This window comes from uncultured Phenylobacterium sp., assembly GCF_902826855.1.
Lineage (GTDB): Bacteria > Pseudomonadota > Alphaproteobacteria > Caulobacterales > Caulobacteraceae > Phenylobacterium.
In genome coordinates this window covers 1-26515 of record NZ_CADEGK010000025.1, presented here as the reverse complement: position 1 = coordinate 26515, position 26515 = coordinate 1, and the positions used below count along the sequence as shown (strand labels likewise).

Below are 26515 nucleotides of genomic sequence, written 5' to 3'. Positions count from 1 at the left end.
CGGTTCCTGGCCGCCCGGCCTGGGCTCGACCGCGAGGCCTTCCTGCACGACTACCGCGCGCTCGCCGCCTCCAACGCCGCGCGCATCCTGGGCCGCGTCTTCGCCCGCCAAGTGCTGCTGGGACGGCCGCAGTACCGCCAGTTCATGCCGCGCACCTGGCGCTACCTGGAGCGCAACCTGGAAGACCCGGCGATGGCGGGAATCAAGGCCTGGTTCGACCGCCACGTATCGGCGCGCGCATGACCGGCGGCCCCAAGACGGCGATGGTGATGGCCGCAGGCCTCGGCACCCGCATGCGGCCGCTGACCGACACCATGCCCAAGGCCCTGGCGCCCGTGGCCGGCAAGCCGCTGATCGATCACGTCCTGGACCGGCTGCGCGAGGCAGGCATCGAGCGCGCCGTCGTCAACGTCCACCACTTCGCCGACCAGGTGGAGGCCCACCTCGCCAAGCGCCGGGACCTGGAACTGGTGATCTCGGACGAACGCGCGGCTCTGCTCGATTCCGGTGGAGGCATCAAGCATGCCGCCGACAAGCTGGGCCGCGAGCCGATCATGCTGGCGAACATCGACTCCCTGTGGCTGGAGCGTGGGGCGCCGGCGCTGGAGACCCTGAAGGCCGCCTGGGATCCCGCTGTCATGGACCTGCTGTTGCTGCTCGTCCCGCGCGGCCAGGGGATCGGATTCGAAGGGCCACAGGGCTTCTTCCGCGATGCGGCGGGGCGGCTCACCCACTCCGTCGCCCCCGACGTCGAGACCCCGTTCGTCAACATCGGCTTCGGCATCATGAAGCCGCAGATCCTGGACGACGAACCCGACGGCGCCTTCAAGATCCAGCCGGTGTGGCATCGGCTGCAGGCGCAGGGCCGCATATTCGGGGCGGTAATGGACGCCTTCTGGATGCACGTGGGCGACCCGGCCGCGCGCGCCGAGGCGGAGGCGAGACTGCTCTCATGACCGCCTTCTTCGAGCAGCCGGGCTCGCGCTGGTTCAACATCCCGGCGCACCGGCCGTTCGCGGAAGATCTGGCCCAGGGCCTCTACGACGCGCTGGCCCCCCTGGGCCCCGAGGCGCTGGCCGACGCCGTCGTGTTGACGCCGACGCGGCGTGGGGCGCGGGCCCTGGCCGACGCCTTCATCAAGGCGGCGGGCGGCCGCGCTGTCCTGCCGCCGCAGATGCGGCCGCTGGGCGACCTGGAGGCCGGCGAGCCCCCCTTCGAGCCGGGCGACCTGGCCCTGGACCTGCCCGCCGCAATCGACCCGCTGCGGCGGCGATTCGAGCTGACCCGCCTGGTGAACGAGCTTGCCGACCTCGTGCCGGGCGGCATCCGCAGCGCCGGCGCCATGCTGGACCTGGCCGATGTCCTGGGCGGCTTCCTCGACGGGCTGCAGATCGAAGAGGTGGCGGTGGCGGGCGCCCTGGGCGGCCTGGTCGTCGGCGAACTGGCCGAGCATTGGGAGGTCTCGCGCGCCTTCCTGGAGCAGGCCCTGACCCGCTGGCCGGAGCGGCTGGCCAGCCTGGGGGTCATCGACGTCAGCGAGCGGCGCGTGCGGCTGCTGCGGCAACTGGCCGAACGCTGGACCATTTCGCCGCCGGGGGGCGTGCTGGTGGCCGCCGGCTCCACCGGGACAGCGCCGGCGACCCGGGCCCTGCTGCTCGCCGTGTCGCGGGCGCCAAGGGGTGCGGTGGTCCTGCCTGGCCTCGATCCGGATTTGGCGACGGAGGCGTGGCGCAAGGTCGACGTGCAGCACCCGCAAGGCGCGCTCAAGCGCCTCCTGGACGCCGCCGGAGTGAGCAAGGCCGATGTCGCTCTGTGGCCCGCGTCCACAGCGCTCAGCGACCGCGGGCGCTGGCGCCCGCGCGTCGTCAACGAGGCGCTGCGGCCGTCGAGCGAGACGGCGGATTGGCTGGGCGTGATCGCCCGCATGCGGGGCAGCCCGCCGATGTCGCCCGACCCCGTCGCCGAGGGCCTGTCGGGGCTGTCGCTGGTCAACGCGCGCACGGAAGAGGAAGCGGCCACGGTCGCCGCGCTACTGCTACGCGAGGCGCTGGAGACGCCCGAGCGCACCGCCGCCCTGGTGACGCCCGATCAGGGGCTGGCCCGCCGCGTCACCGCCAAGCTGGCCCGCTGGGGCGTCGTACCCGACTCCTCCGCCGGGGAGAGCCTGGCCGGATCGCCTTGCGCCGTCCTGGCCGCCCTGGCCGCCCGTGCCGCGGTCGATCCGGTGGACCCGGTCGTGCTGCTGGGGCTCCTGAAGCATCCCTACGCGCGCCTGGGCGCCAGCGCGCGGCTGGAACGCCGCGCGCTTCGGGGGCCGCGGGCGCGGACCTGGGAAGACATCCGCGCGCGACTGGCGAAGTCGCCGGACGCCCTGCCGCTGGCCGGCCGGCTGGAGGGGATCGTGGCGGCGCTGGCCTGGCGCGGCGAGGCTGATCCGCCCTCCGAGGCCGCGCGCCGGCTCGTCGAGGCGATGGAGGCGCTCTGCGCGGACGCCAGCGGCCAGACCGGCGACCTGTGGGCCGGGCCGGGCGGCGAGGCCATGTCGCGCCTGCTCTCCGGCCTGATCCGCGAGGGAGAGGACCTGCCGCTGGTCACCGCGCGCCAGTTTGCCAACCTGCTGCAGCGGCTGACCGACGGCGAGACCATCCGCTCCGGCGGGGCGACCCATCCGCGCCTGCGGATCCTGGGCGCCATTGAGGCGCGGCTGGTGCGCGCCGACCGCCTGGTCCTGGCCGGGCTGGAGGAGGGCGTCTGGCCGGCGACGGCGCCCACCGACCCCTTCCTGTCGCGCCCGATGCGCGAGGGGCTGGGCCTGCCTTCGCCGGAGCGCCGCATCGGCCTCTCCGCCCACGACTTCGCCCAGGCCGCGTGCGCGCCTGAGGTCATACTGCTGCACACCGAGCGCCGCGATGGCCAACCGGCTGTGAAGTCGCGCTGGCTGTGGCGGCTGGAGACCCTGGCGAAGGGTGCGGGGCTTGAGATCCCCAGCCGCCAGGCGGCCCTGGACTGGGCCCAGGCGCTGGATGCGCCGGGCCCCTACGACCCGGTCAAGCGCCCCTCGCCACGGCCGCCGGTGGAACATCGGCCGAAGAAGCTGTTCGTCACCCGCATCGAGACCTTGACCCGCGACCCCTACGCCGTCTGGGCGCGCGACATCCTGGGGCTGCGGCTGCTGGAACGGCCCGACGAAGAGGTCGAGGCGCGCGCCCGGGGCACGGCGATCCACGCCGCCTTCGAACGCTTCGTGCTGGAACACCCCACGGTCCTGCCGCCCGACGCGGCAGAGCGGTTCAAGGCGCTCTACATGGCGGAGCTGGACAAGGCCGGCATGCCCCGCGACGCCCTGGCCCGCGAGGACGCTCTGGCGACGCAAGCGGCGACCTGGGTCGCCGAGTTGGAGACTCGCCGCCGCGCCGACGGACGCACGCTGCACGTGGAACGGAGCGGCGAGACGGTCGTCGAGGTCGCGGGCCAGCCCTTCACCCTGGCCGCCAAGGCCGACCGAATCGAGGTGGATCCCACAGGCCTCGGCCACGTGCTGGACTACAAGACCGGCCGCGCACCCAGCGTGCAGATGGTGCGGACCGGATTCTCGCCGCAGCTGACGCTGACCGCCGCCGTCATGGCCCGCGGCGGGTTCCCGGACGTCGGCCCGGTCGCGCCGGGCGAGCTGATCTACCTTGAGGTGACCGGCCGCCGTCCAGCCGGCCGCGAGGAGGTGCGGGCGGCGCCGTACGGCGACAACGACAAGGTGCTGAACAGCCGCGACGCGGTCGAGCAGGCGGTCGGCGGCATGATCCGGCTGCTGGAGCGGTTCGCCAAACCGGAACAGGGCTACACCTCACGCACTGCGCCGCAGTTCGTGAAGCTCTACGCCTCCGACTACGACCACCTGGCCCGCGTCTTCGAGTGGTCCACCGGCGACGAGGACGAGTTTTGAGCGTCGTCGACCTCTTCAACCGCGAACGCGAACCGCAGGAGGAGGCGGCGGACCCGACCCTGTCCGCGTTCGTCACCGCCAACGCGGGCTCCGGGAAGACCAAGACCCTGATCGACCGGGTCGCGCGGCTGTTGCTGGCCAAGGCCGACCCGGAGACGATCCTCTGCGTCACCTACACCAGGGCCGCCGCCTCGGAGATGCAGCGCAGGCTGTTCCAGAAGCTGGGCGAATGGTCGGTGACCAGCGATGCGGCGCTGCGCAAGGCGCTGGGCGAACTGCGCTCCCGCGCGCCCGCCAGCTTCGACCGCCAGGACCTGTCGGAGGCCCGGGGACTGTTCGCCGCGGCGCTGGAGACCCCGGGCGGGCTCAAGATCCAGACCATCCACGCCTTTTGCGAGAAGGTGCTGCGCCGCTTCCCGCTGGAGGCCGGCATCGCGCCCGGCTTCAAGGTGATGGACGAGCCCGCCGCCGCCGCGGTGGCCCAGGCCGCGCGCCGCGACGTGGCGCAACACGTGCTGGCGATCCCCGGCGACCTGGCCGACGCCTATGCGCGTCTCTCGGTGGCCCTCGACTTCCGGCGTTTCCAGGCGATGTTCGCCGAGTTCGAGGCCCGGCGCGGGAAGCTGGCCGCGTTTCTGGAACGCGAAGGGGGGCTGCCGGGCGCGGTGGCGTGGGTCTGGAGGGCCGTCGACATCCCGCCCGAGACCGACCCGATCGACCTTGCGGCCCAGGCCATGGCGACGTTGGACCGCGACCTCTACCGCCGATGCGCCGACGTGCTCGCCAAAGGGAGCGACACGGACATCAGCCGCGCGGCCGTCCTGAGCGCGCTGGCCGCAGCGCCTGAACCCGCCTTCGAAACCGCCATAGAGCTGTTCTTCACCAAGGGCGGCGAGGCCGCCAAGTGGGTCGGGAGCACGAAGAAGCTTAAGGAAGCCGCCGAGCTCCAGGTCCTTCTGCTGGCCGAGCAGAGCCGCCTGGAGGCCGTGCGCGAGCGCATGCGCGCCGCCCAGGTCGGCCGCGACAGCGTCGACGCCCTGAAGCTCGCCGACGCCTACCTCAAGGCCTACGCCATCGAGAAGGAGGCCACCGGCGCGCTCGACTTCGCCGACCTGGTCGACCGGACCCGCCACCTGCTCAGAGACGGAGACGCGGCCGCCTGGGTGCTGTTCAAGCTGGACGGCGGCATCGACCACATCCTGCTGGACGAGGCGCAGGACACCTCGCCCGAGCAGTGGGACATCGTCGACGCGCTCACCGACGACTTCTTCTCCGGCCAGGGCCGGCGGCCGGAACAGCGGTTGAAGCGGGCGATGTTCGTGGTCGGCGACCGCAAGCAGTCGATCTACTCATTCCAGGGCGCGCGGCCGGAGCTGCTGCTGGAGAAGTACGACGCCCACCACAAGCGGGCCACAGGCGCGGGCTTCGCGTTCCGCCACATTGACCTGCTGCAATCCTGGCGCTCGACGCCACAGGTGCTGACGTTCGTGGACACGGTCTTCGCCCCGCCGCACCTCGGCGAGGCGATCCAGCCCGGCGCGTCCGTCCGTCACGAGGTCGCGGCGCCACGGCTCGACCACCTCGGCTGCGTCGATGTCTGGGACCTGGAGGTCGAGCCGCGCAAGACCGAGCGCGATGCCTGGGACCTGCCGCTGGACGTCGAGCCCGACGACAGCGCCAACCGCCGCCTGGCCCGCCGCATCGCTACCGAAATCCGCGCTCTGATCGACCGCGGCGACGGCGTATACGACGACGGCGTGCTGCGTCCGGCCGACGAGGGCGACGTGCTGATCCTGGTGCGCCGCCGAGGCGTGCTGTTCGAGGAGATCCTGCGGGCGCTGAAGCGGGCGAACTTGCGCGTCGCGGGCGCCGACCGGCTCTCGCTGACCAGCCACATCATCTTCGACGACCTCCTGGCCCTCGCCCGCTTCGCCATTTTCCCGGGGGACGAGCTGACCCTGGCGGCGCTGCTCAAGAGCCCGTTCTGCGACCTGGACGACGAGGGGCTCTATCGCCTGGCCCATGGACGCGAGGATGAAAACCTGTGGGCCCGCCTGCGCCGCCGCGGGGGCGAGGACCCCAGGTGGGCCGACGCCGCGGCCTTCCTCACCCTGGTCCTCGAAACCGGGCGCGCCGCGCGACCCTTCGAGTTCTATGTCCGGCTGACTGAGCACCTGACGGGTGGCCGCTCCATGCGCCAACGGCTCCTGAAGCGGCTGGGCGCGGAGGCAAAGGACGCGCTGGACGAGTTCCTGAACCAGGTGCTGGCCGCCGAGGCCCGGGGCGCGCACGACCTGGAGACCCTGGTCGACGAACGCGCCGGCCTGGAGATTGTCGTGAAGCGCGAGATGGAGGCCGTGCGCCGCGAGGTGCGGGTGATGACCGCCCATGGCGCCAAGGGCTTGGAGGCGCCGATCGTCTTCCTGCCGGAGACGACGCTCACCCAGACCCAGCGGCCGCCGCCGCTGCTGGCGGTGGACCGTGGCCCGATAGAAGGCGCGGGCTTCCTGTGGTGCCCCCGGTCCGCCGGCGACTGCCCGGCCACCGCGGCGGCGCGGGCCGAGCGCAACGCGCGCGAGGAGGCGGAGGCCTATCGGCTGCTCTACGTGGCGCTCACGCGGGCCCGCGACCGGCTGGTGCTCTGCGGCCGGCGCTCCGACCGGACCGACCCGGACAAGATCCGCGGCTGGTGGGGCGCGATCCGCGAGGCGCTGGGCCACGCCGGCATCGCCGACGAGGTCCGCGAACTGACCGACGCGGCGGGCGGCCGGTTTCGGCGCTACGGCCATGATCCGGCGCCTGCCCAGGCCCGCAGGACGCGGGACGCGGCGGCCGCGGCGCTGCCCGCCTGGACCGCGCAGGCGCTGCCCGCCGAAGCCTTCGCCCGCTATGCCTCGCCCTCGGATCTGGGCGCGGGCGCCGTCGTGGCCGCGCCGTCGCCGCTGGCGACGGCCGGCGGGCTGGGGCGGTTCCGGCGCGGCGACCTGATCCACAGGCTGCTGCAACTGCTGCCCGACCTGCCGGCGGAGCAACGTGCGGGCGGGGCCGCCAAGATCCTCGCCCGCGAGGCCGATCTCACCGCGGCCCAGCGCGCGGAGATGACGGCGGCGGCGCTCAGCGTGCTGGAGGACGCCCGCTTCGGCGAGGTGTTCGGGTCCGGCTCGCGCGCCGAGGTCGCCATCGCCGGGACCGCGGCCGCCCTGCCGCCGGGCCTCAGCATCTCCGGCCGCATCGACCGCCTGGTGGTGCTGTCCGACCGCGTGCTGGTGGTCGACTTCAAGACCAACCGGCCCTCGCCCGCTCGCATCGAGGACGCCGATCCGGCCTATCTGCGCCAGATGGCGCTCTACGCCGCCGTGCTGGCCGACGTCTTCCCGGGGCGGAGGATCGAGGCGGCGATCGTGTGGACGGACGGCCCGAAGCTGATGCCGGTACCAGAAAACCTGTGGCTCCAGACCCTTGCCGACCTTCGCCGTACCGGTTGATACAGGTGCGGGGCCGCCTATATCGCGGATCGAAGGCGTGGGAGCGGCGTTGCCGTAGAACCCGCGCAGAGGAGTTTCCAAGATGAGCACCGTCAAGGTCACCGACGAATCCTTCCAGGCCGATGTCCTGGGCGCGAGCCAGCCCGTGCTCGTCGACTTCTGGGCGGAGTGGTGCGGCCCCTGTAAGCAGATCGCGCCTGCCTTGGAGCAGCTCTCCGACGAGCTGGCCGGCAAGGTGACGATCGCCAAGCTCGACATCGAGCAGAGCCCGACCACCCCCTCGCGCTACGGCGTGCGCGGCATCCCGACGATGATCCTGTTCAAGGACGGCCAGATGGCCTCCATGAAGGTCGGCGCCATGCCCAAGCAGAAGATCCTGGAATGGCTCACCGAGGCCGGCGTCGCCACCGCGGCCTGACCCCGGCCCATCCCCGCGCAGGCGGGGACCCAGGCTGATTTCCTGAAGACTCACAGCCCGCTCGGAGCACCGCCTTCGCGGGGCCGGGCGGGCCTTTTCGCGTCATGTCGGCCAGGTCTCGCGGCTCATCGCCAGCACCTCTCCGGCGAAGTGGAGGCCGCCGCAGATCAATACGTGCGGCGCGGGGCCGTCGGCTTCGAGCGCGCGGGCCACGCCATCCTGCACGTTGGCGGCGGTCTCCGGCTCCAGGCCGGCCTTCAGCGCCGCGTCCACCAACTCGTCGGTCCCGGCCGCAATCGGGCTGTCAAATGTGGTGGTGATCAGCCGCGGGCGCATCTCGGCGAAGGCGCGGAAGAAGCCCTCGGCGTCCTTGCGGGCGAACATGCCGGTGATCAACACCAGCGGACGCCCGTCGCGGTCCACGAGGCGGCTGGCGGCCTCGGCCAGGGCCCGGCCGGCGTGCGGGTTGTGGCCGCCGTCCAGCCACAGGTCGGCGCCGCGCGCCCGCGCGAGGTCGGCCAGCGGGCCGGCGGTCAGGCGCTGCATGCGGGCCGGCCAGACAGCGGAGGCCACGCCGCGCCCCAGGTCCTCGTCGCCGAGGTTGTGGTCGAACGTGAGCGCCGCGGCCACGGCCAGACCGGCGTTGGCGAACTGGTAGCCGCCGAACAGGCTGGGGGCGGGTAGGTCGAGCAGACGCTCCGGCATCTGCACCAGCAGACGGCCGCGTTCCTCCCAGGCGTCGAAGTCGCGGCCCATGAGCAGCATGGGCGCCATCCGGTCGTCGGCCTCACGCTCGATCATCTCCAGCGCCTCGTCCGGCTGGCGGGCGACGACGACGGGGCGGCCGCGCTTGATTATCCCGGCCTTCTCCCACGCGATCTTCGGCAGGCCAGGTCCCAGCATCTCCAGGTGATCGTAGTCGACCGGCGTGATCACGCTGACCGCCGGAGCGGCGAACACATTGGTGGCGTCGAAGCGCCCGCCCAGGCCCACCTCGACGATGCAGAGGTCGGCCGGCGTCTCGGCGAAGGCGAGGAACGCCAGCACGGTGGTGATCTCGAAGAAGCTGATGTCCTGGCCGTCGTTGGCGACCTCGACCCGGTCGGTGAGCGCGGTGAGTTGTTCGTCGGTGATCAGCCGGCCGGCCAGGCGGATGCGCTCGGCGAAACGGACCAGGTGCGGCGAGGTCAGCGCGTGGACCCTGAGCCCGGCCGCCTCGCCGATGGCGCGCAGGTAGGCGACCGTGGACCCCTTGCCGTTGGTGCCCGCCACGTGGATCACCGGCGGCAGCTTCAGGTCTGGACGGCCGAGCGCCGCCAGCAGGCGCTCGACGCGCCCTGTGGTCAGGTCGATCAACGTCGGGTGGTTGGCGCGCAGGCGCTGAATCACCGCGTCGGAGGCGCGGATCGGGTCGTGGCCTGGATCAGCTGGCAAGCTAGGCGGCGGCGCGGCGTTCACGCCCCATCATAAGGGTCTTCAGGATGGAACTCAGCTTTTCCGGGATTTCACTGCGCGGAACAACCTGGTCGACCATCCCATGCTCCATCTGGAACTCCGAGCGCTGGAAGCCCGGGGGCAAGGTTTCGCGCAGGGTCTGCTCGATCACACGACGGCCGGAGAAGCCGATCGTGGCGTTGGGCTCGGCGAGATGGACGTCGCCCAGCATGGCGTATGACGCGGTCACGCCGCCGGTGGTGGGATCGGTCATCACCACGACGTAGGGCAGGCCTGCCGCCTTCACCTCGTTGAGCGCCAGCGTCGTGCGGGCCAGTTGCATGAGGCTGAGCGTGCCCTCCTGCATGCGCGCGCCGCCTGAGGCGGTGAAGATCACGAACGGGACCTGGCGCTTCACGGCCTCCTGGGCGGCGACCACGAAGGTCTCACCGGCGGCCATCCCCAGCGAACCGCCCATGAAGGCGAAATCCTGGACCACCACGATGGCGGGCTGGCCTCGGATGTGGCCGAAGGCGATCGCCATGGAGTCCTGCTCGCCGGTGGCCTTGCGGGCGGCCTTCAGGCGGTCCGGATAGGACTTATCGTCCGGAAAGCCCAAGGGGTCGTCGGCCACGATCGGGGTGGGGATTCGCTCGTACTTCGCCTCGTCCAGGGTGTAATCGAGGCGCAGCTTGGCGCCGATGCGCATGTGGTTGCCCGACGGCGTGACCCACAGGGCCGCCTCCAGGTCCGGGCGGTACAGCATCTCCCCGGTATCGGGGCACTTGACCCAGAGATTGTCCGGCGTGTCGCGCTTGGCGAGGTTGCGGACCCCAGGGGCGATCCGGGACAGCCAGCCGCGGCGTTCTCGCGGCGGATGGGCGGGGCGGGCGGGTTTATCGTCCATGCTTCTCAGACTGGCGCCAGGCCATGGCGTGCGACACGCACAGCCTTAGCAAGCGCCTCCACTTTGGAAAGAACCCTGGCGGTCACGTCTTCGTTCAGTTCGACGGCGGCGGCCACCTCGTCCACCAGGGCGGAGCCGACAACCACGGCATCGGCGACACGGGCGATCGCCGCGGCGCGCTCCGGCGTCTTGATCCCGAAGCCGACAGCCACCGGCAGTCCGGACGCCTTGCGCACCCGTTCGACGTGCGGCGCGACGGCGACGGCGTCGGCCTCCTTCACGCCGGTCACCCCGGCGACGGAGACGTAGTAGACGAACCCGGAGGTCCGCGAGACGACCACCTTCAGCCGCGCGTCGTCACTGGTGGGCGTGGCCAGCCGGATCAGCGAGATGTCGTTGGCGTCGCAGGCGTCGGCCAGCGGTCCCGCCTCCTCTGGAGGGGTGTCGACGATGATCAGGCCGTCGACCCCGGCCGCCCCGGCGTCGCGGGCGAAGGCGGCGAGGCCCCAGGTGACCAGGGGGTTGGTGTAGCCCATCAGCACGACCGGCGTGTCGGCGTCGCCGTCGCGAAAGGCCCGGATCGCCTCCAGGGTGGCCTTCAGCGTCATGCCGTTGGCCAGCGCACGTTGCGCGGCGCGCTGGATCGGCGGGCCCTCGGCCATCGGGTCGGAGAAGGGGAAGCCCACCTCGATCAGGTCGGCCCCGGCGGCGGGCAGGCCCTTCAGGATGGCGGCCGCGGTCGCCGCGTCCGGATCGCCGGCCATCACATAAGGTACGAAGGCCGCGCGGCCCTCGGCCTTCAGCGCGGCGAAGCGGGCCTCGATGCGCGACTTGCTCATCGTGGGCCCCGAAGCAGGTCGATCATCTCCCACCGATCGGCATCGACGATCGCATTCTCGAAGCGCGCGAAGACCTCGTCCCCGATGGGCCGCCCCAGCTCATCGATGCTGATACTCCGAAGGAATGCCACGACCTCCTCAGAGCCGCCCACTTCGTTGAAGTGAGTGGCGAGGAAGTGAACCATCGCCGCAAAGGCGATGTCCGACCCCACCTTTTCGGGAAGGAACTCTCGGAAATCGTAACTCAAATCACCCGCCCCAGATGGGCCGCCACGGTGTTCACGTCCTTGTCGCCGCGGCCCGACAGGTTCAGCACCACGATCCCGTCCTTGCCGACCTCGCGGGTGATCTCGGGCAGGCGGGCGAGCGCATGGGCGCTCTCGATGGCCGGCAGGATGCCCTCCAGCTTCGAGAGCAGCATGAAGGCGTCCAGCGCCTCCGCGTCGGTGGCGCTGAGGTAGGTGGCGCGGCCCACGTCGTGCAGCCAGGCGTGCTCGGGGCCGATGCCGGGGTAGTCGAGGCCGGCCGAGATGGAGTGCGCCTCTTCTATCTGCCCCTCCTGGTTCTGCAGCAGGTAGGTCATGTTGCCATGCAGCACGCCGGGGCGACCGCCGTTGATCGCCGCGGCGTGGCGGCCGCTCTCGAGGCCGGATCCAGCCGCCTCGACGCCGATGATCTTCACGCCGTCGTCGTTCAGGAACGGATGGAACAGGCCGATGGCGTTGGACCCGCCGCCCACGCAGGCCACCACCGCGTCCGGGAGCCGGCCCTCGGCTTCGAGGATCTGCTCGCGCGCCTCGCGCCCGATGATCGCCTGGAAGTCGCGGACCATGACCGGGTAGGGGTGCATGCCGGCGGCCGAGCCGATCAGGTAGTAGGTGTCGTGGACGTTGGTGACCCAGTCCCGCAGCGCCTCGTTCATGGCGTCCTTGAGGGTCGCCGAGCCGGAGGTCACCGGCCGCACTTCCGCGCCCAGCAGGTTCATCCGGAAGACGTTGGGCTTCTGCCGCTCCACGTCCACCGAGCCCATGTAGACCACGCAGGGCAGGCCGAAGCGGGCGCAGACCGTGGCGGTGGCCACGCCGTGCTGGCCCGCGCCGGTCTCGGCGATGATCCGGGTCTTGCCCATCCGCATGGCCAGCAGGATCTGGCCCATGCAGTTGTTGATCTTGTGCGAGCCGGTGTGGTTCAGCTCCTCGCGCTTCAGATAGACCTTGGCCCCGCCGAAGTGCTCGGTGAGGCGGGCGGCGAAGTAGAGCGGGCTGGGGCGGCCGACGTAGTGGGTCAGGTAGCCCGCCAGCTCGGCCTGGAAGCCCGCGTCGGCCTTGGCCGCCGCATAGGCCGCGTCCAGGTCGTGGACCAGCGGCATCAGGGTCTCGGGCACGTACTGGCCGCCATAGTCGCCGAAGCGCCCGCGCGCGTCGGGGTAGGCCGAGTAGTCGTTGGGGACAGCGGGCGCGTTCATGGATCTCAGGCGCGGCGAACAGCGTCGAGAAACGCCGTGATCAAGGCCGGGTCCTTTAGTCCGGGTCCGCGCTCCACGCCAGAGGAAACGTCCACGACGGGCGCGCCCGAGGCAGCCACCGCGGCGCCCACGTTCCAGGCGTCGAGGCCCCCGGCCAGGAACCACGGCCGCTGGAACCGGCGACCGGACATCATGGTCCAGTCGAATGGCACCCCCAGGCCGCCGGGCCGCTCGGCGTCCTTCGCAGGCTTGGTCTCGAACATCAGGTGCTCGACCAGGGGTTCATAGGCCGCGGCCGCGGCGATGTCGGCGGACTCGGCGACCGGCAGGACCTTCACCACGCCCAGACCGGTGCGGCTGACGATCTCGCGGACCCGGGCCGGGCTCTCCTTGCCGTGCAACTGCAGAAGGTCCGGCTTCAGGCCGGCCACGATCCGGTCCAGCTCGGCGTCGCCGGGGTCGACCACCACGGCCACCACCTTGGCGCGGCCGTTGACCGGGGCGGCCAGGCGCGCGGCCGCGTCGGGGGCGATGTTGCGCGGGCTCCGGTCGAAGAACATGAACCCGAGGTAGGCGGCGCTCCCGTCCAGGCCCGCGCGCACCGCCTCGGGCGTGGTGATGCCGCAAATCTTCGCCTGAACGCCCATGAGGCGGGATTAGGGGTGGATGGGCCCACTCTGCAAGGGCCGCGTCAGGCCGCGCGGCTCATCACCACCGAACCCTCCAGCATCAGCAACCGCTTCACTGCTGGCGGCAAGGCTTGGTCGAAGCTGTCCAGGATGTCGGTCGCCCAGGCCGGCAGCTCGTGGCTCTCCCCGGTCGCCAGTCGGAGCTGGCTGTGGGCGATGTCGCGATAGAGCGTCTCATGGTCGTGGTGGGGGACGAACCGTACGGCCTCGAACCCCCTCTTGCGGGCCTGCGCCTCCAGGATCTCGCGGGCGAACAGCCATTTGTCGTCCAGGTGTGCGAAGGCCGCGCTGGCCCGATCGGGCCGTGTCCGCATGGCGATGTCCTCGACCATCGCCGTCAGGTGGGCGGCGACCGCGGGCGCCAGCGGATCGCCGCGCAGGTCCGCCTCGGCCAGGATGCGCTCATAGGCCAGGCGGATCAGGCCATAGCCGTCGAACGGCTCCATGAAGATCGCGTGGCCGCCGGGCTTCAGGGCGTTGAAGGCGCCCTCGATCGCGTCCGCGGGATGTTCCAGGTGGTGCAGCACCGAGGCCCCGGTGACGAGGTCGAAGCGCCGGTTGCGCACGCGAAGCTGCATTGCGTCCATGACCACGCACACCACGCGCTCGCCCAGGCCCGCAGCCTCGGCCTGACGCGCCAGCACGGCCAACAGTTCGGCCGACAGGTCGGTGGCGACCTGCCGCGCGCCCGGGAACAGGTTGAAGCCGGGAAGGATCGAGTTCACCCCGGACCCGGACCCCATGTCCAGGACCAACGGCGCCTCGGCGATGATGACACCAGCCGCGGCGATCGCCTGTGCGATCAGCCCCTCGAAGTGCGCGCTGGCCGAATAGCGCGCATGGTAGGTCTCCGCCTCGGACGTGAACTGGCTGGAGATGCGCGCCGTCGAAGCCGCGCCCGACAGACCCCAGACCCCTGGGGGCCCGGCCGGCTCCAGGTCGAGCTGGAACAACGGCGGGGCCCAGGCCGGCGGGCTCGGATGGATCGCAGGACTCGGCATCGGTCGTCTGTACCAGACGCCGCCGCCGGTCGCGACGCGGCTACCTCGTCTTGAGCAGGTCGCGGATCTCCATGAGCAGCGCCTCCTGTGGCGGCGGCGCCGGCGGAGCTTCGTCGGCCGGCGGCGGAGCGCGACGCAGGGCGTTGACGGCCTTGACGATCATGAACACCACCCAGGCGACGATAAGGAACTTCAGCCCCGCGTTGATCAGCGCGCCGTACTGGATCGCGACGGCCTCGTTGGCCGCCGTCGCCGGATCGTCCGGCTTCAGCACCACTGCCAGGCTGGCGAAGTCGACGCCTGACATCAGCATGCCGATCGGGGGCATGATCACCTTGTCGACGAGGACCGTGACGATGTCGTTGAACGCCGCGCCGATGATCACACCGACCGCCAGGTCGACCACGTTGCCGCGCGCAATGAACTCGCGAAACTCCGAGACCATGCCCATGAGAGGTTCCCTCCACGGGCGCCGAGCCGGGGTCGGCGCGGCGCCCCACGCCAAGAGGGAGCGCGTTCGCCGCAGTCGTCAACAGCGGAGCTATGGCTTGCGGTCGGCCTTCAGCAGGTCGCGGATTTCGATCAGCAGGGCTTCCTGCGGCGGTGGCGGGGCCGGGCGTTCGAGCGGCCTGCCGGCCTGCTCGGCCTCGAAACGGCGCACCGCGTTCACGCCCTTGACCAGCATGAACACCACCCAGGCCACGATCAGGAACTTGAGCGAGGCGTTGATCAGGAGGCCGTACTTGATGGCCACCAGCTCGTCGGCCTTGGTCAGCGGATTGTCGGCCTTCAGCACCCACTGCAGGTTGGCGAAGTCGATGCCCGACAGCAGCAGGCCGATCGGCGGCATCACCACCTGGTCGACCAGGGTCTTGACGATGTCGTTGAAGGCGGCGCCGATGATCACGCCAACCGCGAGGTCGACCACGTTGCCGCGGGCGATGAACTCGCGGAACTCCGAGAGAATGCTCATACCCTACTCGTCGTCGGCGTTCAGCCGCTCCCGCAGCTCCTTGCCGCTCTTGAAGAACGGCACGTGCTTGGCCCGTACCTCCACCGGTTCGCCGGTGCGCGGGTTGCGCCCCGAGCGGGCCTCGCGCGAGCGCACGGAGAGCGCCCCGAACCCGCGGAGTTCGACCCTGCCGCCGTCTTCGAGAGCCTCGATCATCCGCTCAAGGATCACCCCGACCAAGCGCTCGATATCGCGCTGGGTAAGGTGAGGATTCTCCTCCGCGAGCTTCGCGATGAGTTCGGATTTGATCATTTGGCCCCTCGAACCGCCGCGACCATGGGCGAACGCCGGGCGCGGATCAAGGCGCAAAAGCGGGGTCCGGCGGGCCTAAAGCCAAGCTCGGGGCCCATTGTGGCGCTTCCACCTCAATCGTGCAGAACTTTGTTTTCCGGCAACAACTTGCAGCGGCCGGCTGATGGGTCGGTCAAGTCCCGGGCTCGTGGGGTCACGCCATGGGCCGCGAACCGCGCGCTCAAACGCGAAGGGGCCCCCGCCTTGCGAGCGGAAGCCCCTCGTTCGTGTCGCGGACGCTCCCCTGAGGGAGCTGCCAGCCCGCTATTCCTTGGAGGCCTTCTCGCGAAGCGCCGCGCCCAGGATGTCGCCCAGCGAGGCGCCCGAGTCCGAGGACCCGAACTTCTCGATGGCTTCCTTTTCCTCGACCATCTCCAGGGCCTTCACCGACAGTGAGATGCGGCGGGCCGCCTTGTCGACGTTGGTGACCTGGGCGTCCAGGCGATCGCCGACGGCGAAGCGCTCAGGGCGCTGGTCGGCGCGGTCGCGGCTCAGGTCCGACTTGCGGATGAAGGCCGTCATCGGCGCGTCATCCTCGCCGAACTTCACCTCGATGCCGCCCGAGGTGATCTCGGTGACGGTCGTGGTGACGGTCTGGCCCTTGCGGTAGGTGTCGCCCTGCAGCGGGTCGCCGCCGAGCTGCTTGATGCCGAGCGAGATGCGCTCCTTCTCGACGTCCACGTCCAGGACGCGAGCCTTCACGGTCTCGCCCTTCTGGTACTTGGAGATGGCCTCTTCGCCGGGGGTCGCCCAGTCCAGGTCGGACAGGTGGACCATGCCGTCGATGTCGTTCTCCAGGCCGATGAACAGGCCGAACTCGGTGGCGTTCTTGACCTCGCCCTCGACCGTCGTGCCGACCGGGTGAGCGGCCACGAAGGCTTCCCACGGGTTGGCCATGGCCTGCTTGAGGCCCAGAGACACTCGGCGCTTGGACGGATCGACGTCCAGCACGACCACGTCGACTTCCTGGGACGTCGACACGATCTTGCCCGGGTGGACGTTCTTCTTGGTCCAGGACATTTCGGAGACGTGCACCAGGCCCTCGACGCCGGCTTCCAGCTCCACGAAGGCGCCGTAGTCGGTGATGTTGGTGATGCGGCCGGTGAACTTCGCGCCCACCGGGTACTTGGCTTCGACGCCGTCCCAGGGGTCCGACTGCAGCTGCTTCATGCCGAGGCTGATGCGCTGGGTGTCCGGGTTGATCTTGACGATCTGCACCTTGACCGTGTCGCCCACCGCCAGCACCTGGCTCGGGTGGTTGACGCGCTTCCAGCTCATGTCGGTGACGTGCAGCAGGCCGTCGATGCCGCCCAGGTCCACGAACGCGCCGTAGTCGGTGATGTTCTTGACCACGCCTTCGCGGACTTCGCCTTCCTGCAGCTGGCTGACCAGCTCGGTGCGCTGTTCGGCGCGGGCTTCTTCCAGGATCGCGCGGCGCGACACCACGATGTTGCCGCGGGGCCGGTCCATCTTGAGGATCGCGAAGGGCTGTTCCTTGCCCATCAGCGGGCCGACGTCGCGCACGGGGCGGATGTCCACCTGGCTGCCCGGCAGGAACGCCGAGGCGCCGCCCAGGTCGACGGTGAAGCCGCCCTTCACGCGGCCGACGATGGCGCCCATCACCGGTTCGTTCTTCTCGTACACGCCTTCCAGACGCGTCCAGGCCTCCTCGCGGCGGGCCTTCTCGCGGCTGATGACCGCCTCGCCCATGGCGTTCTCGACGCGCTCGAGGAACACCTCGACGTTGTCGCCGACCTTGAGCGGCTCCTTGCTCTCGCCCTCGCCGAGGCCGAATTCCTTCAGCGACACGCGGCCCTCGGTCTTCAGACCGACGTCGATGATGGCGAAGTCCTTCTCGATGGCGACCACGAGGCCGTGGACCACCTGGCCTTCCATGAAGTCACGTCCGCCAAGGGACTCGTCGAGCAGCGCGGCGAAGTCGTCGCGCGAGGGATTGAGGCTCAGATCGTCAGCCATGAGTTCTTTCATCTTCAATGACCATCAGGACCGTCCCTCCCAATGGAGGTCGGACGGAGTCCCGCTGGCCGGGTTAAGGGTTGCGACCGAAGACGCGGACCATTCCATGCGGAAGGGTTGCCACGCCGTGAATTTGCCCGCGGTCGTACGAGGGAAAGGCGCGTTTGGATTGCCCTAGTGGGATCGCTCCCAACGGGCTCGCGCCGCCTCGACGATGCGACGGGCCGCATCGGCGGCCTGCTCTATAGTCATTTCAGTGGTGTCGAGCAAGGTTGCGTCCGGCGCGGCCACCATGGGCGCGGCGTCGCGGGCGCCGTCGCGGGCGTCTCGCCGGCGGATGTCGGCCAGTACGTCGGCATAGGCCACAGCCTCGCCCTGGCCCTCCAGCTGTTTCCACCGGCGCTCGGCGCGGATCTCCGGGGTGGCGGTGACGTAGAGCTTGGCCGGCGCGTCCGGGCAGATGACGGTGCCGATGTCACGCCCGTCCAGCACCGCGCCTCCTGGCTGCGCCGCGAAGGTGCGCTGGAAGCCCAGGAGCCGTTCGCGGACCTTGCGATGGACCGCCACCCGGCTGGCCAATTCCCCCGCCGTCCGCGTGCGCAGCGCCGGATCGGCGAGCAGGTCGGCTGTGAGCCGCGTGGCGGTGGCTCCTGCGGCGGCCTCATCGTCCGGATTCCCGCCCGCCTGCGCCGTCAACACCCCGACCGCCCGGTAGAGCAGGCCGGTGTCCAACACCGGCAGCCCCAACTCGCGGCCCAGGCGCGTCGCAATCGTCCCCTTGCCCGACGCCGCCGGCCCATCCACCGCGATGACGAAAGAGGCCATCAGGCGGCTGCCGGTCGCTCTTCGGCGATCTCGGCGCCCAGGCTGCGCATCAGGTCCACGAAGCCGGGGAAGCTGGTGGCGATCATGCCGGGCTCGTCGACGGTGACGGGCTCCTCGGCCGCCAGGCCCAGGATCAGGTGGCTCATGGCGATGCGGTGGTCGCCGTGGGTGGTGACGCCAGCGCCGCCGGCCACCAGGTGGTTGCCGCGCTTGGCGCCAATCACGGTGAGCGTTGCCGGTTCCTCCTCGACCCCGATGCCGCAAGCGGTCAGCCCGGCTGCCATCAGAGCGATCCGGTCGCTCTCCTTGACGCGCATTTCGCCGATGCCGCGCATCACGGTCTTGCCGGAGGCGAAGGCCGCCGCCACCGCCAGGATCGGATACTCGTCGATCATCGACGGCGCGCGGTCCGGGGGAACCTCGACGCCCTCCAGCTCGGAGTGGCGCGCGGTGACGTCGCCCACGGCCTCGCCACCCTCCTCGCGGACATTGGTCACCGATAGTTCCGCACCCATCTCCCCAAGCGTATCAAGAAGGCCGATCCGCGATGGATTCAGCAGCATCCCCTGTACCGTAACCTCGGAGCCGGGAACTATGAGCGCCGCCACCAGCAGGAAGGCCGCCGAGGAGGGGTCGCCCGGCACGCGGATGGAGGTTCCGGTCAACCGCTGGCCGCCCGGCAGGACAATGTGGCGTCCGGCGCCGGCCTCGCGCACCTGCACCTCGGCGCCGAAGCCGCGCAGCATGCGCTCGGTGTGGTCTCGCGTGGCCTCAGGCTCGATCACCTCGGCCCCGTCAGAGGCCGAAAGGCCCGCCAGCAACACCGCCGATTTCACCTGCGCGGAGGGCTCGGGCAGCGTGTAGGCGATGCGCCGCAGGTTGCCGCCTTTCAGGGTCAGCGGCAGCCGGCCGCCGGCCCGGCAGACCCAGGTCGCGCCCATTTCGCCGAGGGGCTTGAGCACTCGGTTCATCGGCCGGCCGCGCAGAGAGGCGTCGCCGGTGAAGGTGGCGGCCAGGTCGAAGCCCGCCGCCGCCCCCATGATCAGTCGCACGCCGGTGCCGGCATTGCCGCAGTCCACCACGTCGTCCGGCTCGGCGAAGCCGCCGCGGCCAGTGACGCGCCACCGGCCTTCCCCCAGCCGTTCCAGCCCGGCCCCGAATGCCGCCATGGCCGCGGCCGTACGCTTGACGTCGTCGCCTTCCAGCAACCCTTCGATCTCGGTCACGCCGCTGGCCAGCGCGCCCAGGATGAGCGCGCGGTGGCTGATGGACTTGTCTCCTGGCGTCCGCACCGTCCCCTTCAGGGGGCCTGCGCGCCTTGACGTCAGTCTCGGGGCGGTCAGTCGGGCGGCGGTCATGGGCCGAAAATGCGCCTTCGGAATCGGGCCAAACTTGAAGGCGGATGCTTTGACAGTCGCGCCCACGCGTGGCAAGGGACGCCGCTTTTCCGCCCCACATCATCATTCTTAGAGGTTGCCGCCTTTGGCCGATCCCCAACTGGGCACCAAGCAAATCTGCCCGAACTGCCAGGCTAAGTTCTACGACCTCGGCAAGCGCCCCGCGCACTGCCCGAAGTGTGAAAACGATTTCGACCCCGACGAGGCCGTCCGCAACCGCCGCGTCCGCGCCCGCACGATCATCCCCGAAGCCGACGAGGCCGAGGATCAGGTCGCGGCCAAGGGGACCGACGACGAGGAGGAAGAGGAAGAGGCCGTCACGCCCGAACTTGATGAGGTCGTCGACGAGCCGCCGCTCTCCACCGACGACGACGACGCCGACGCCGAACCGGGCCCCGCCGTCTCCGAGGACCTCGGCGAGTTCACCGACGAGGAAGAAGAAGCCGACGACGCCGACGTCCCGTTCCTGGAGGACGAGGAGGACGACGAGTTCGACGAGACCGAGATCGACGGCCTGCCCGGCGAGGGCGACGACGACCGCTAGGGTCGGCGCCTGCGACGAAAGAGGCCGTAAACTTCGGCTTGATCGTACGGAGGCGTTTGACTAGGTTCCGCGCCTTCCCGGGGCCCGCCCCTGGGGAGACCCGGACCTCGGGGCTATAGCTCAGTTGGTAGAGCGCTTGAATGGCATTCAAGAGGTCAGCGGTTCGACTCCGCTTAGCTCCACCATGGACCCCGCCAGCAACCGCTGGCGGGGTTCGCCTTTTCGGGCTGCTTGACCGCATCGGACGCCTGGAACAGAAGCGGGAGCCATGAAGAACCTCGCGCCGTCCTGCCTCATCGCCGCCGCCGCGGCCGCGGCTCTGGGGAGCTGCGACAAGCCCAAGGATCGCGCTCCGCTGCCTGCGGCCCCGACGGCCGCCGCGCCGGCCGCCGCCGCCCCCAGGGGCACGGGAACGATGCCAGCCCTTCCCGCGTGGGGCCAGGCCATGGTGGGGAAGGCGCAGGCCAGCCTGTTCCCCGGCGAGATGAAGCCGTGCGTGGGCAACACCGACAACGTCACCGAACGCTATGCCGATGGCGTGAAGGTCGTCGGCTGGGGCTGGGACACCGCGGCGAAGGTCCCGATCGCCCGGGTGATCCTGGTCGATGGCGCGGGCCTGGTGACCGGGGTCGGCGAGACGGGCCTGCCGCGCCCTGACGTCAACGCCGCCAAGCCGGAGATCACCTCGCCTACCACCGGCTGGGCCGGCTACGTCAGCCGCACTACCGGTCCGATCGACAGCTATGGGATCATCGACGGCGGCAAGTCGCTCTGCCGGCTGGGCCACCTGGAACTCTAGCGCCTCCGCGAGGCTCGGGACGATCTGTTCGCTGCGTTGCAAAACCTCGGCCGGGCGCCCACATATGCAGGGTCCGGGTGAGCCGAGCCGATACCGGGCGGTTCGCCCGGAGAGTCGCTTCTTCAAGGACTCTTCGAATGAACCGTGGACTGATCTTCGACAGCCCTTTCCTGCTGGGCTTCGAGCATACGCGAAGCCTTATCGAGCGGGCGGCCAAGGCCGCCGCCGAGAGCTATCCGCCCTACAATGTGGAAGATCTCGGGGAGGGTGCGCTGCGCATCACCCTGGCGGTGGCGGGCTTCTCGCCCGACCAGCTGCAGGTGACCGTCGAGGATCGCCAGCTGGTGGTCGCCGGTCGGCGTGACGTGGGCCAGCCGGCCAAGTCCGAAGAGGCCTACCTGCATCGCGGCATCGCTGCGCGTGGCTTCGTCCGAAGCTTCGTCCTGGCCGACGGCATGGTGGTGGACCGGGCGACCCTGGAGCATGGCCTGCTCCACATCGACCTGGCCCGCCCGGAGGCGGAAAAACGGGTTCAATCCATCCCGATCCAGACTGTCGGCTGAGCTGAAAAAAGTACTTCGAACGGGGCCGCCGGATCAGCCGGGGCCCGATCAAATGAAAGGCGCGCTGAACCTGCCGCCTTTCGGAGCGTTGAGCTTTCCTGGAGGTGGTCATGATGACGCCTGTTCTTACGACCGAAGCGTTCGCCGCACTTGGCGCGCCCAATCTTGTCTATGTGCGCCCGATCAAGGCCGCGGAGATCATCGCCAACACACCGGCGGCGCAGATGCAGAGCATCGAGCTTGACCCGGACCAGACCCTCTACGCTGTCCACCGTGCGGACGGCGAACGCCTGGCGGTCCTGACCGACAGGGATGCAGCCATGGCCGCCGCCCTGGCGCACGAGCTGGCGCCGGTGTCGGTGCACTGACGCCTTGAAATCGCGGACGAAGGAAGCCGGCCCGCGGGCCGGCTTTTTTCATGCGCACGCCGGATCGCGGTTCGGAATGACAGCGCCTGCAGCGCGTCGAGTGGAGAGCCTTACCTAAGCGGCGGAGGGCCTGGCGGCGGCTTCCTGGACGAGGAGAGCGTGGATGGCGTCGGCGGTTCGCGCCTTACGCAACTGTTCGCGCAGGCCGGCCTGGCGAAGGAGGCGTGACACCCGGGCCAGGGCGCGCAAGTGTTCGGCGCCGGCGTTCTTGGGCGCGAAGAGGGCGAAGAACAGGTCGACCGGCTGGTCGTCCACCGAGCCGAAATCGACCGGCTGTTCGACCCGCACGAAGACGCCGCGCATCCGCTCGAGCCCGGCCAGGCGCGCGTGCGGCACCGCTACACCGTAGCCAACGCCGGTAGAATCGGCGGCCTCGCGCTCGAGCAGGGCGTCAAGGATCTCCCCGGCGTCGAGCTGGAAATTGCGGGCGGCGATCTCGGCGATCCCCGCCAGCACCTTCTTCTTGTCGTCCGCTGCGCTCACGCGCAGGGAGATCGCCGAGCGATCAAGCAATTCGCCGATGTTCATGACGTCTAAGAACGAACCTCAAAACCGCAGGGTCCCACCGGGGCGGGACGCGCGAGCGTCTCAAGCAATTAGTGGGCCGGACCTGCCCGCTCCCCCTCAGTACCGTTACGTACTCTGGTCCGTTCCGGATCAATCCACCCGATGTTTCCGTCAGGCCGGCGATATACCACTGAAAGTCCGCCGTGCGCGGCGTTTCGGAACACGATTGTTTGAGCTTCGGTCAGGTCGAGCTCCATGACAGCCCTGGACACGGTCATCGACAGCACCGGCCGCTCGGTCTCGGCGATCACCATCGGCTCGGGGAAGCTGAGGTCCGGGCCCGCCTCGTCCTCTCCGTCATCCTCATCGGCGTCGGGCGCCGCCAGGACGAAGTAGGCCGCGCTCTCGGCCTGCTTGGCCAGTTGCTGGCCATGGTGGCTCTTCAGCCGGTTCTTGTACCGCCGGATGCGCTTGGACATCTTCTCCAGCGCCGCGTCGAACGCCAGGTGGGCGTCGGCGCCGATCCCGTGGGTGGTCAGTTGCTGGCCGGTGGCCAACGTGACGGCGCAGTCGACCTTGAAGGCCGGTCCCTCTCGACTGACGACCACGTCGGCGCCGCCGCCGCCACGGTCGAAATACTTCGCAATGCTGGCTGTAAGTTCGTCCGAGACTCGCGATCGCAGAGCCTCGCCGACATCGACATGCTTGCCGGTGACTTGCACTTGCATGGAGGATCAACGCGCCTGCCACAAGAAGGTGTCAAGCGCCCGAAATTAGGGCCCAGCCATGCACGAAGGTCCTGACGATAAAGTGAGCGGCGAACGCCAGGACGGACCCCGAGGTGATGGCGATGGCATAGCCCAAGAGCGCGATGAGGCCGTCGCGCTGGATCAGCGAGAACGCCAGCGCAGAGACGGCAAGCGCGGGTAGGATGTTGCCCAGCGGGATCGGCAGGATGAGCACCAGCGCCAGGACCGTACAGACGAAGCCGATGGTCCGTTCGCCGAGCGGGCTGAACAGCACGATCAGCCGCGGCTTCGACAACGCCTCCACCTTCTGCAGCCAGGGAATGAAACGCAGCAGACCCTTGCGCAGGTCGGCCGTGTTCATGGTGCGGCTGCGCACCTTCTCCGGCAGCCAGGGCGCGCCGCCGCCCGTCACTAGCTGCGGAGCCAGGAGCAGCAGCGGCAAGCCGAAGATGGTGGTCGCGCCCGGGGGCAGGGGCAGCATGCAGGCCAGGCCGAACACGAAGAGCAGCGCGCCCAGCGCCCGGCCCCCGAAGCGCAGCATCAGTTCGTCCATGGAGATGCGCGGCTCGCCGTGGTCGGCGATGTCGATCAGCACGGCGGAAAGCGGACGCTCATTCGCGGTTGATTCGGGCATCTACCGTCCATCTGGCGTGTCCCCGGGGTCCCGCCAAGTGGAGGTAAAGGAATATAGGGCTAGGCTGGTTCCTTGAGCCGCCGTCGGCGGTCTACCGAAGACGGAATCCGCATGGCTTCCCGGTACTTGGCGACGGTGCGTCGGGCGATGTCGACGCCATCGCGCTTGAGGATTTCCACGATCCTGTCGTCGGAGTGGACGTCAGCCTCGGCCGCCTCGGTGGCGATCAGGTGCTTGATCTTGTCGCGCACGCTTTCGGCGGAATGCGCTTCTCCGCCTTCGGAGGACTGGATCGCCGAGGTGAAGAAGAATTTCATCTCGAAGACCCCGCGCGGCGTGGCCATGTATTTGTTCGAGGTGACCCGGCTCACCGTCGACTCGTGCATCCCGATGGCCTCGGCCACGGTCTTGAGGTTCAGCGGCCGCAGGTGCTGTACGCCGAAGGCGAGGAAAGCGTCCTGCTGGCGGACAATCTCGGAGGAGACCTTCAGGATCGTGCGTGCCCGCTGGTCCAGGGACTTCATCAGCCAGTTGGCCTGCGCCAGGCAGTCGGTGACGAACGTCTTCTCCTGGTCGGTCTTGGACTGTCCGGAGACGCGGGCGTGGTAGCGGTGGTCCACCAACAGCCGCGGCAGGGTGTCGGAGTTCAGCTCCACGTGCCACAGGCCGCCCGGGCCCTCCTTGACGAACACGTCGGGCGCCACCGGGGTCGTAGGCTCGCCGCCGAAGGCCGCGCCGGGGCGCGGCGTCAGTCCGCGGATCTCGGCGATCATCTCGCGCAGATCCTCGTCGTCGACCCCACAGGCCTTCTTCAGCGAGGAAAGGTCGCGCCGCGCCAACAGCGGCAGGTTGTCCAGCAGCGCGGCGATCGCCGGGTCGTAGCGGTTCCTGTCCTTCAGCTGGATCATCAGGCATTCGCGCACGTCGCGCGCGGCGACGCCCACGGGGTCGAAGCCCTGGATGACCGTGAGCACCTTCTCCACCGCCTCGACGTCGCAGCCGAGCCGCAGGGCCACCTCGGGCGTCTCGGCGCGCAGGTAGCCTCCTTCGTCGACCGCATCGATCAGGACGTGTGCGATGGCCGTCTCGCCGGTCGTGAGGCCGGAGGCGCTGAGCTGTTCGGTAAGGTGTTCGGCCAGGGTCAGCTCGCGGGTGTACGCGCCTTCCATCCCCTCGCCGTCGCGCTCGAAGCTGCCGCCGCTCCCGGCCTTGGACCAGTCGATGGCGCCGCCGACGTCGGCCGCCCCCATCCCCTCGAGTTCCGGCGCGTCGCCGGTGGCCCGTTCGCCCGGCGAGGCTTCGTCGTGGGTGGCGTCCAGGTCGGCGCGGGCCTCGGAGTCCGCAACCTGCTCCAGGGCGGCGGGGCCCTCGGTGTCCGGCGTATCCTCCGGCTCGTTGTCGCGCTCGTCGCGCTGCAGCAGCGGGTTGCGCTCCAGCTCGACCTCCACGAAGGCCTCAAGCTCGATGTTCGACATCTGCAGCAGCTTGATCGCCTGCTGCAGCTGAGGGGTGATGACCAGCCCCTGTCCCTGCCGAACCTCCAAGCGTGCGCTGAGCGCCAACGAACTGTCCCCTGGCCTGCTTCTTGCTTTCCAGGCTAGGGGACGATCGCGACTGACAGGTTAACGCCACAGGATTAGGCGGCCATCGAGGCCCGCAAGGGGCTCTCCACGTCCCAGTCGAAGCCCGGGTAGAACTGCGCCATCAGCCGGTCGACATAGGCCACGAGGTTGCCGAAGCCCTCAGCACGGCGGCGCAGCTCGCACTCGAAGAACGGCGTCAGGATCGCCGCCAGCATGGCGAACACCGTGGCGTCGGCCCCGCACGGTCGCGCGCCGAACAGGTAGGGCTTGTCGCCCAGGATCGTCGAGATCGCGGCCAGCGAACGCACGCCCAGCGCCAGGGCCTCCAGCTCCGAGTGCCGGCCGACGCCGACCGCCACCACCGCCTGTCGAACACCCTCCAGCGCCGCCTCGCGCACGCCCTGCGGCGCCCCGTCGAAGAAGTGCGTGGGCCCCTTGGCGAAGTTCTCCGGGATCAGCCAGCGCGACTGCGCCATGATCCAGCCGAGCTGGTTCTCCACCATCCGCTCGATCGCCCAGGCCTCCGCCCGCTGACGCGGGCTCAGGCCCTCGTCGAAGTCGATGCCGTAGGTCCGTTCCAGATAGCCCCGGATGAAGGTGGAATCGCCGATCACGACGCCGTCGTTGTCGATGAACGGCAGCTGGCCCTTGGGCGCCTCGAACGGGGCGCCCCGCGCCTTCTCATAGGCCAGCCCCGCCATGCGCAGGTGGACCTCGGTCTTCGCCACGTAGGGGCTGATTTCCGGGAGGCCGAAACCCTCGCCGAAGCCGTACAGGGTGATCATGGTTCCGCTCCGTCGCCGAAGGATCGACACTGTCGATCCTTCTAACCTTTGAAAAAGAAAACCAAATTCCGCCAGGTTGGCGGAAGTTGGCGGGGTTGACAGGGTCATGATGACGGGGTCTTGCTGACACCATTCTGTCAGCAGCTTGGCATGAGAACAAAATGCGACGCGCCGATCGGCTGTTTCAGGGAGCATGCCCCACTGCACGGTCGACCTGCGGGTCGGCGGCCGCTACCGCTACGT

The 26515-nt window shown here is 69.8% G+C and carries 26 protein-coding genes, 1 tRNA gene and 1 pseudogene (1 of these 28 cut by a window edge); 10 read left to right on the top strand and 18 right to left on the bottom strand.

Going from position 1 to position 26515, the window contains the following annotated elements; translation table 11 throughout:
• The 5 genes and pseudogenes from QZV94_RS05835 to trxA all read left to right on the top strand — a co-directional run.
• A pseudogene (locus QZV94_RS05835) lies at nucleotides 1-243 on the top strand (aminoglycoside phosphotransferase family protein) (it extends 749 nt beyond the left edge of the window).
• On the top strand, nucleotides 240-956 hold the full coding sequence (locus QZV94_RS05830) for a nucleotidyltransferase family protein (RefSeq protein ID WP_293676866.1): 717 nt from the start codon (nucleotides 240-242) through the stop codon (nucleotides 954-956). The pseudogene QZV94_RS05835 and the gene QZV94_RS05830 overlap by 4 nt, the downstream one beginning before the upstream one ends.
• A complete protein-coding gene (gene addB, locus QZV94_RS05825) occupies nucleotides 953-3940 on the top strand; it encodes a double-strand break repair protein AddB (protein ID WP_293676865.1) in 2988 nt (995 codons plus the stop codon). The genes QZV94_RS05830 and addB overlap by 4 nt, the downstream gene beginning before the upstream one ends.
• The gene (gene addA / locus QZV94_RS05820) at nucleotides 3937-7425 is read left to right on the top strand and encodes a double-strand break repair helicase AddA (protein WP_293676864.1); all 3489 of its coding nucleotides are present in this window, start codon (nucleotides 3937-3939) and stop codon (nucleotides 7423-7425) included. The genes addB and addA overlap by 4 nt, the downstream gene beginning before the upstream one ends.
• A gap of 82 nt (nucleotides 7426-7507) precedes the next feature.
• Complete coding sequence (gene trxA, locus QZV94_RS05815) at nucleotides 7508-7843, top strand: thioredoxin (protein ID WP_293676863.1); 336 nt, start codon at nucleotides 7508-7510, stop codon at nucleotides 7841-7843.
• A gap of 102 nt (nucleotides 7844-7945) precedes the next feature.
• On the opposite strand, the gene QZV94_RS05810 is transcribed toward trxA, so the two are convergent.
• From QZV94_RS05810 to aroA, 13 genes are all read right to left on the bottom strand, one after another.
• Nucleotides 7946-9277 (bottom strand): folylpolyglutamate synthase/dihydrofolate synthase family protein, encoded by a 1332-nt coding sequence (locus QZV94_RS05810; RefSeq protein ID WP_293676862.1) that lies wholly within the window; start codon nucleotides 9275-9277, stop codon nucleotides 7946-7948.
• 1 nt (nucleotide 9278) lies between these two features.
• Nucleotides 9279-10184 (bottom strand): acetyl-CoA carboxylase, carboxyltransferase subunit beta, encoded by a 906-nt coding sequence (gene accD / locus QZV94_RS05805; RefSeq protein ID WP_293676861.1) that lies wholly within the window; start codon nucleotides 10182-10184, stop codon nucleotides 9279-9281.
• 5 nt (nucleotides 10185-10189) lie between these two features.
• Entirely contained in the window at nucleotides 10190-11023 is an 834-nt protein-coding gene (gene trpA / locus QZV94_RS05800) for a tryptophan synthase subunit alpha (RefSeq protein ID WP_293676860.1), read from the bottom strand.
• A complete protein-coding gene (locus tag QZV94_RS05795) occupies nucleotides 11020-11271 on the bottom strand; it encodes a hypothetical protein (protein ID WP_293676859.1) in 252 nt (83 codons plus the stop codon). The genes trpA and QZV94_RS05795 overlap by 4 nt, the downstream gene beginning before the upstream one ends.
• On the bottom strand, nucleotides 11268-12488 hold the full coding sequence (gene trpB, locus QZV94_RS05790; protein ID WP_293676858.1) for a tryptophan synthase subunit beta: 1221 nt from the start codon (nucleotides 12486-12488) through the stop codon (nucleotides 11268-11270). Before trpB ends, QZV94_RS05795 begins: the two co-directional genes overlap by 4 nt.
• 5 nt (nucleotides 12489-12493) lie before the next feature.
• Nucleotides 12494-13135 (bottom strand): phosphoribosylanthranilate isomerase, encoded by a 642-nt coding sequence (locus QZV94_RS05785; protein WP_293676857.1) that lies wholly within the window; start codon nucleotides 13133-13135, stop codon nucleotides 12494-12496.
• 44 nt (nucleotides 13136-13179) lie between these two features.
• On the bottom strand, nucleotides 13180-14178 hold the full coding sequence (locus QZV94_RS05780; RefSeq protein ID WP_293676856.1) for a class I SAM-dependent methyltransferase: 999 nt from the start codon (nucleotides 14176-14178) through the stop codon (nucleotides 13180-13182).
• Nucleotides 14179-14218: 40 nt separating this feature from the next.
• On the bottom strand, nucleotides 14219-14629 hold the full coding sequence (gene mscL, locus QZV94_RS05775) for a large-conductance mechanosensitive channel protein MscL (protein WP_293676855.1): 411 nt from the start codon (nucleotides 14627-14629) through the stop codon (nucleotides 14219-14221).
• 90 nt (nucleotides 14630-14719) lie between these two features.
• Nucleotides 14720-15151, bottom strand: a complete 432-nt coding sequence (gene mscL, locus QZV94_RS05770) for a large-conductance mechanosensitive channel protein MscL (protein WP_293676854.1) — start codon at nucleotides 15149-15151, stop codon at nucleotides 14720-14722.
• A 3-nt stretch (nucleotides 15152-15154) separates the two neighbouring features.
• Nucleotides 15155-15442: an integration host factor subunit beta gene (locus QZV94_RS05765; protein WP_293676853.1), complete on the bottom strand. Its 288-nt coding sequence runs from the start codon at nucleotides 15440-15442 to the stop codon at nucleotides 15155-15157.
• 303 nt (nucleotides 15443-15745) lie between these two features.
• On the bottom strand, nucleotides 15746-17458 hold the full coding sequence (gene rpsA / locus QZV94_RS05760; RefSeq protein WP_293676852.1) for a 30S ribosomal protein S1: 1713 nt from the start codon (nucleotides 17456-17458) through the stop codon (nucleotides 15746-15748).
• Between the two features lie 174 nt (nucleotides 17459-17632).
• Complete coding sequence (cmk, locus tag QZV94_RS05755) at nucleotides 17633-18283, bottom strand: (d)CMP kinase (RefSeq protein ID WP_293676851.1); 651 nt, start codon at nucleotides 18281-18283, stop codon at nucleotides 17633-17635.
• Nucleotides 18283-19641: a 3-phosphoshikimate 1-carboxyvinyltransferase gene (gene aroA, locus QZV94_RS05750; RefSeq protein ID WP_293676850.1), complete on the bottom strand. Its 1359-nt coding sequence runs from the start codon at nucleotides 19639-19641 to the stop codon at nucleotides 18283-18285. Before aroA ends, cmk begins: the two co-directional genes overlap by 1 nt.
• 124 nt (nucleotides 19642-19765) lie before the next feature.
• Here aroA and QZV94_RS05745 point away from each other — a divergent pair, with 124 nt between their 5' ends.
• The 5 genes from QZV94_RS05745 to QZV94_RS05725 all read left to right on the top strand — a co-directional run bounded on the left by QZV94_RS05745 (nucleotide 19766) and on the right by QZV94_RS05725 (nucleotide 21954).
• Nucleotides 19766-20224: a TIGR02300 family protein gene (locus QZV94_RS05745; protein WP_293676849.1), complete on the top strand. Its 459-nt coding sequence runs from the start codon at nucleotides 19766-19768 to the stop codon at nucleotides 20222-20224.
• A 109-nt stretch (nucleotides 20225-20333) separates the two neighbouring features.
• A tRNA-Ala gene (locus QZV94_RS05740) sits at nucleotides 20334-20409 on the top strand.
• Nucleotides 20410-20492: 83 nt separating this feature from the next.
• On the top strand, nucleotides 20493-21023 hold the full coding sequence (locus QZV94_RS05735; protein ID WP_293676848.1) for a hypothetical protein: 531 nt from the start codon (nucleotides 20493-20495) through the stop codon (nucleotides 21021-21023).
• A 137-nt stretch (nucleotides 21024-21160) separates the two neighbouring features.
• Nucleotides 21161-21586 carry an Hsp20 family protein gene (locus QZV94_RS05730; RefSeq protein ID WP_293676847.1) on the top strand — a complete coding sequence of 142 codons (426 nt, stop codon included), beginning with the start codon at nucleotides 21161-21163 and terminating at the stop codon, nucleotides 21584-21586.
• Between the two features lie 113 nt (nucleotides 21587-21699).
• The gene (locus QZV94_RS05725) at nucleotides 21700-21954 is read left to right on the top strand and encodes a DUF1150 family protein (protein ID WP_293676872.1); all 255 of its coding nucleotides are present in this window, start codon (nucleotides 21700-21702) and stop codon (nucleotides 21952-21954) included.
• Nucleotides 21955-22068: 114 nt separating this feature from the next.
• On the opposite strand, the gene QZV94_RS05720 is transcribed toward QZV94_RS05725, so the two are convergent.
• The 5 genes from QZV94_RS05720 to QZV94_RS05700 all read right to left on the bottom strand — a co-directional run bounded on the left by QZV94_RS05720 (nucleotide 22069) and on the right by QZV94_RS05700 (nucleotide 26272).
• Nucleotides 22069-22542 (bottom strand): PTS sugar transporter subunit IIA, encoded by a 474-nt coding sequence (locus QZV94_RS05720; RefSeq protein ID WP_293676846.1) that lies wholly within the window; start codon nucleotides 22540-22542, stop codon nucleotides 22069-22071.
• Nucleotides 22543-22610: 68 nt separating this feature from the next.
• Nucleotides 22611-23249, bottom strand: coding sequence for a ribosome-associated translation inhibitor RaiA (raiA, locus tag QZV94_RS05715; protein WP_293676845.1), 639 nt, complete (start codon nucleotides 23247-23249; stop codon nucleotides 22611-22613).
• Nucleotides 23250-23280: 31 nt separating this feature from the next.
• Nucleotides 23281-23904, bottom strand: coding sequence for an exopolysaccharide biosynthesis protein (locus tag QZV94_RS05710; RefSeq protein ID WP_293676844.1), 624 nt, complete (start codon nucleotides 23902-23904; stop codon nucleotides 23281-23283).
• A gap of 59 nt (nucleotides 23905-23963) precedes the next feature.
• Nucleotides 23964-25466, bottom strand: coding sequence for an RNA polymerase factor sigma-54 (gene rpoN, locus QZV94_RS05705; protein ID WP_293676843.1), 1503 nt, complete (start codon nucleotides 25464-25466; stop codon nucleotides 23964-23966).
• 74 nt (nucleotides 25467-25540) lie between these two features.
• Complete coding sequence (locus tag QZV94_RS05700; protein ID WP_293676842.1) at nucleotides 25541-26272, bottom strand: glutathione S-transferase family protein; 732 nt, start codon at nucleotides 26270-26272, stop codon at nucleotides 25541-25543.
• Nucleotides 26273-26515: the final 243 nt, after the last annotated feature.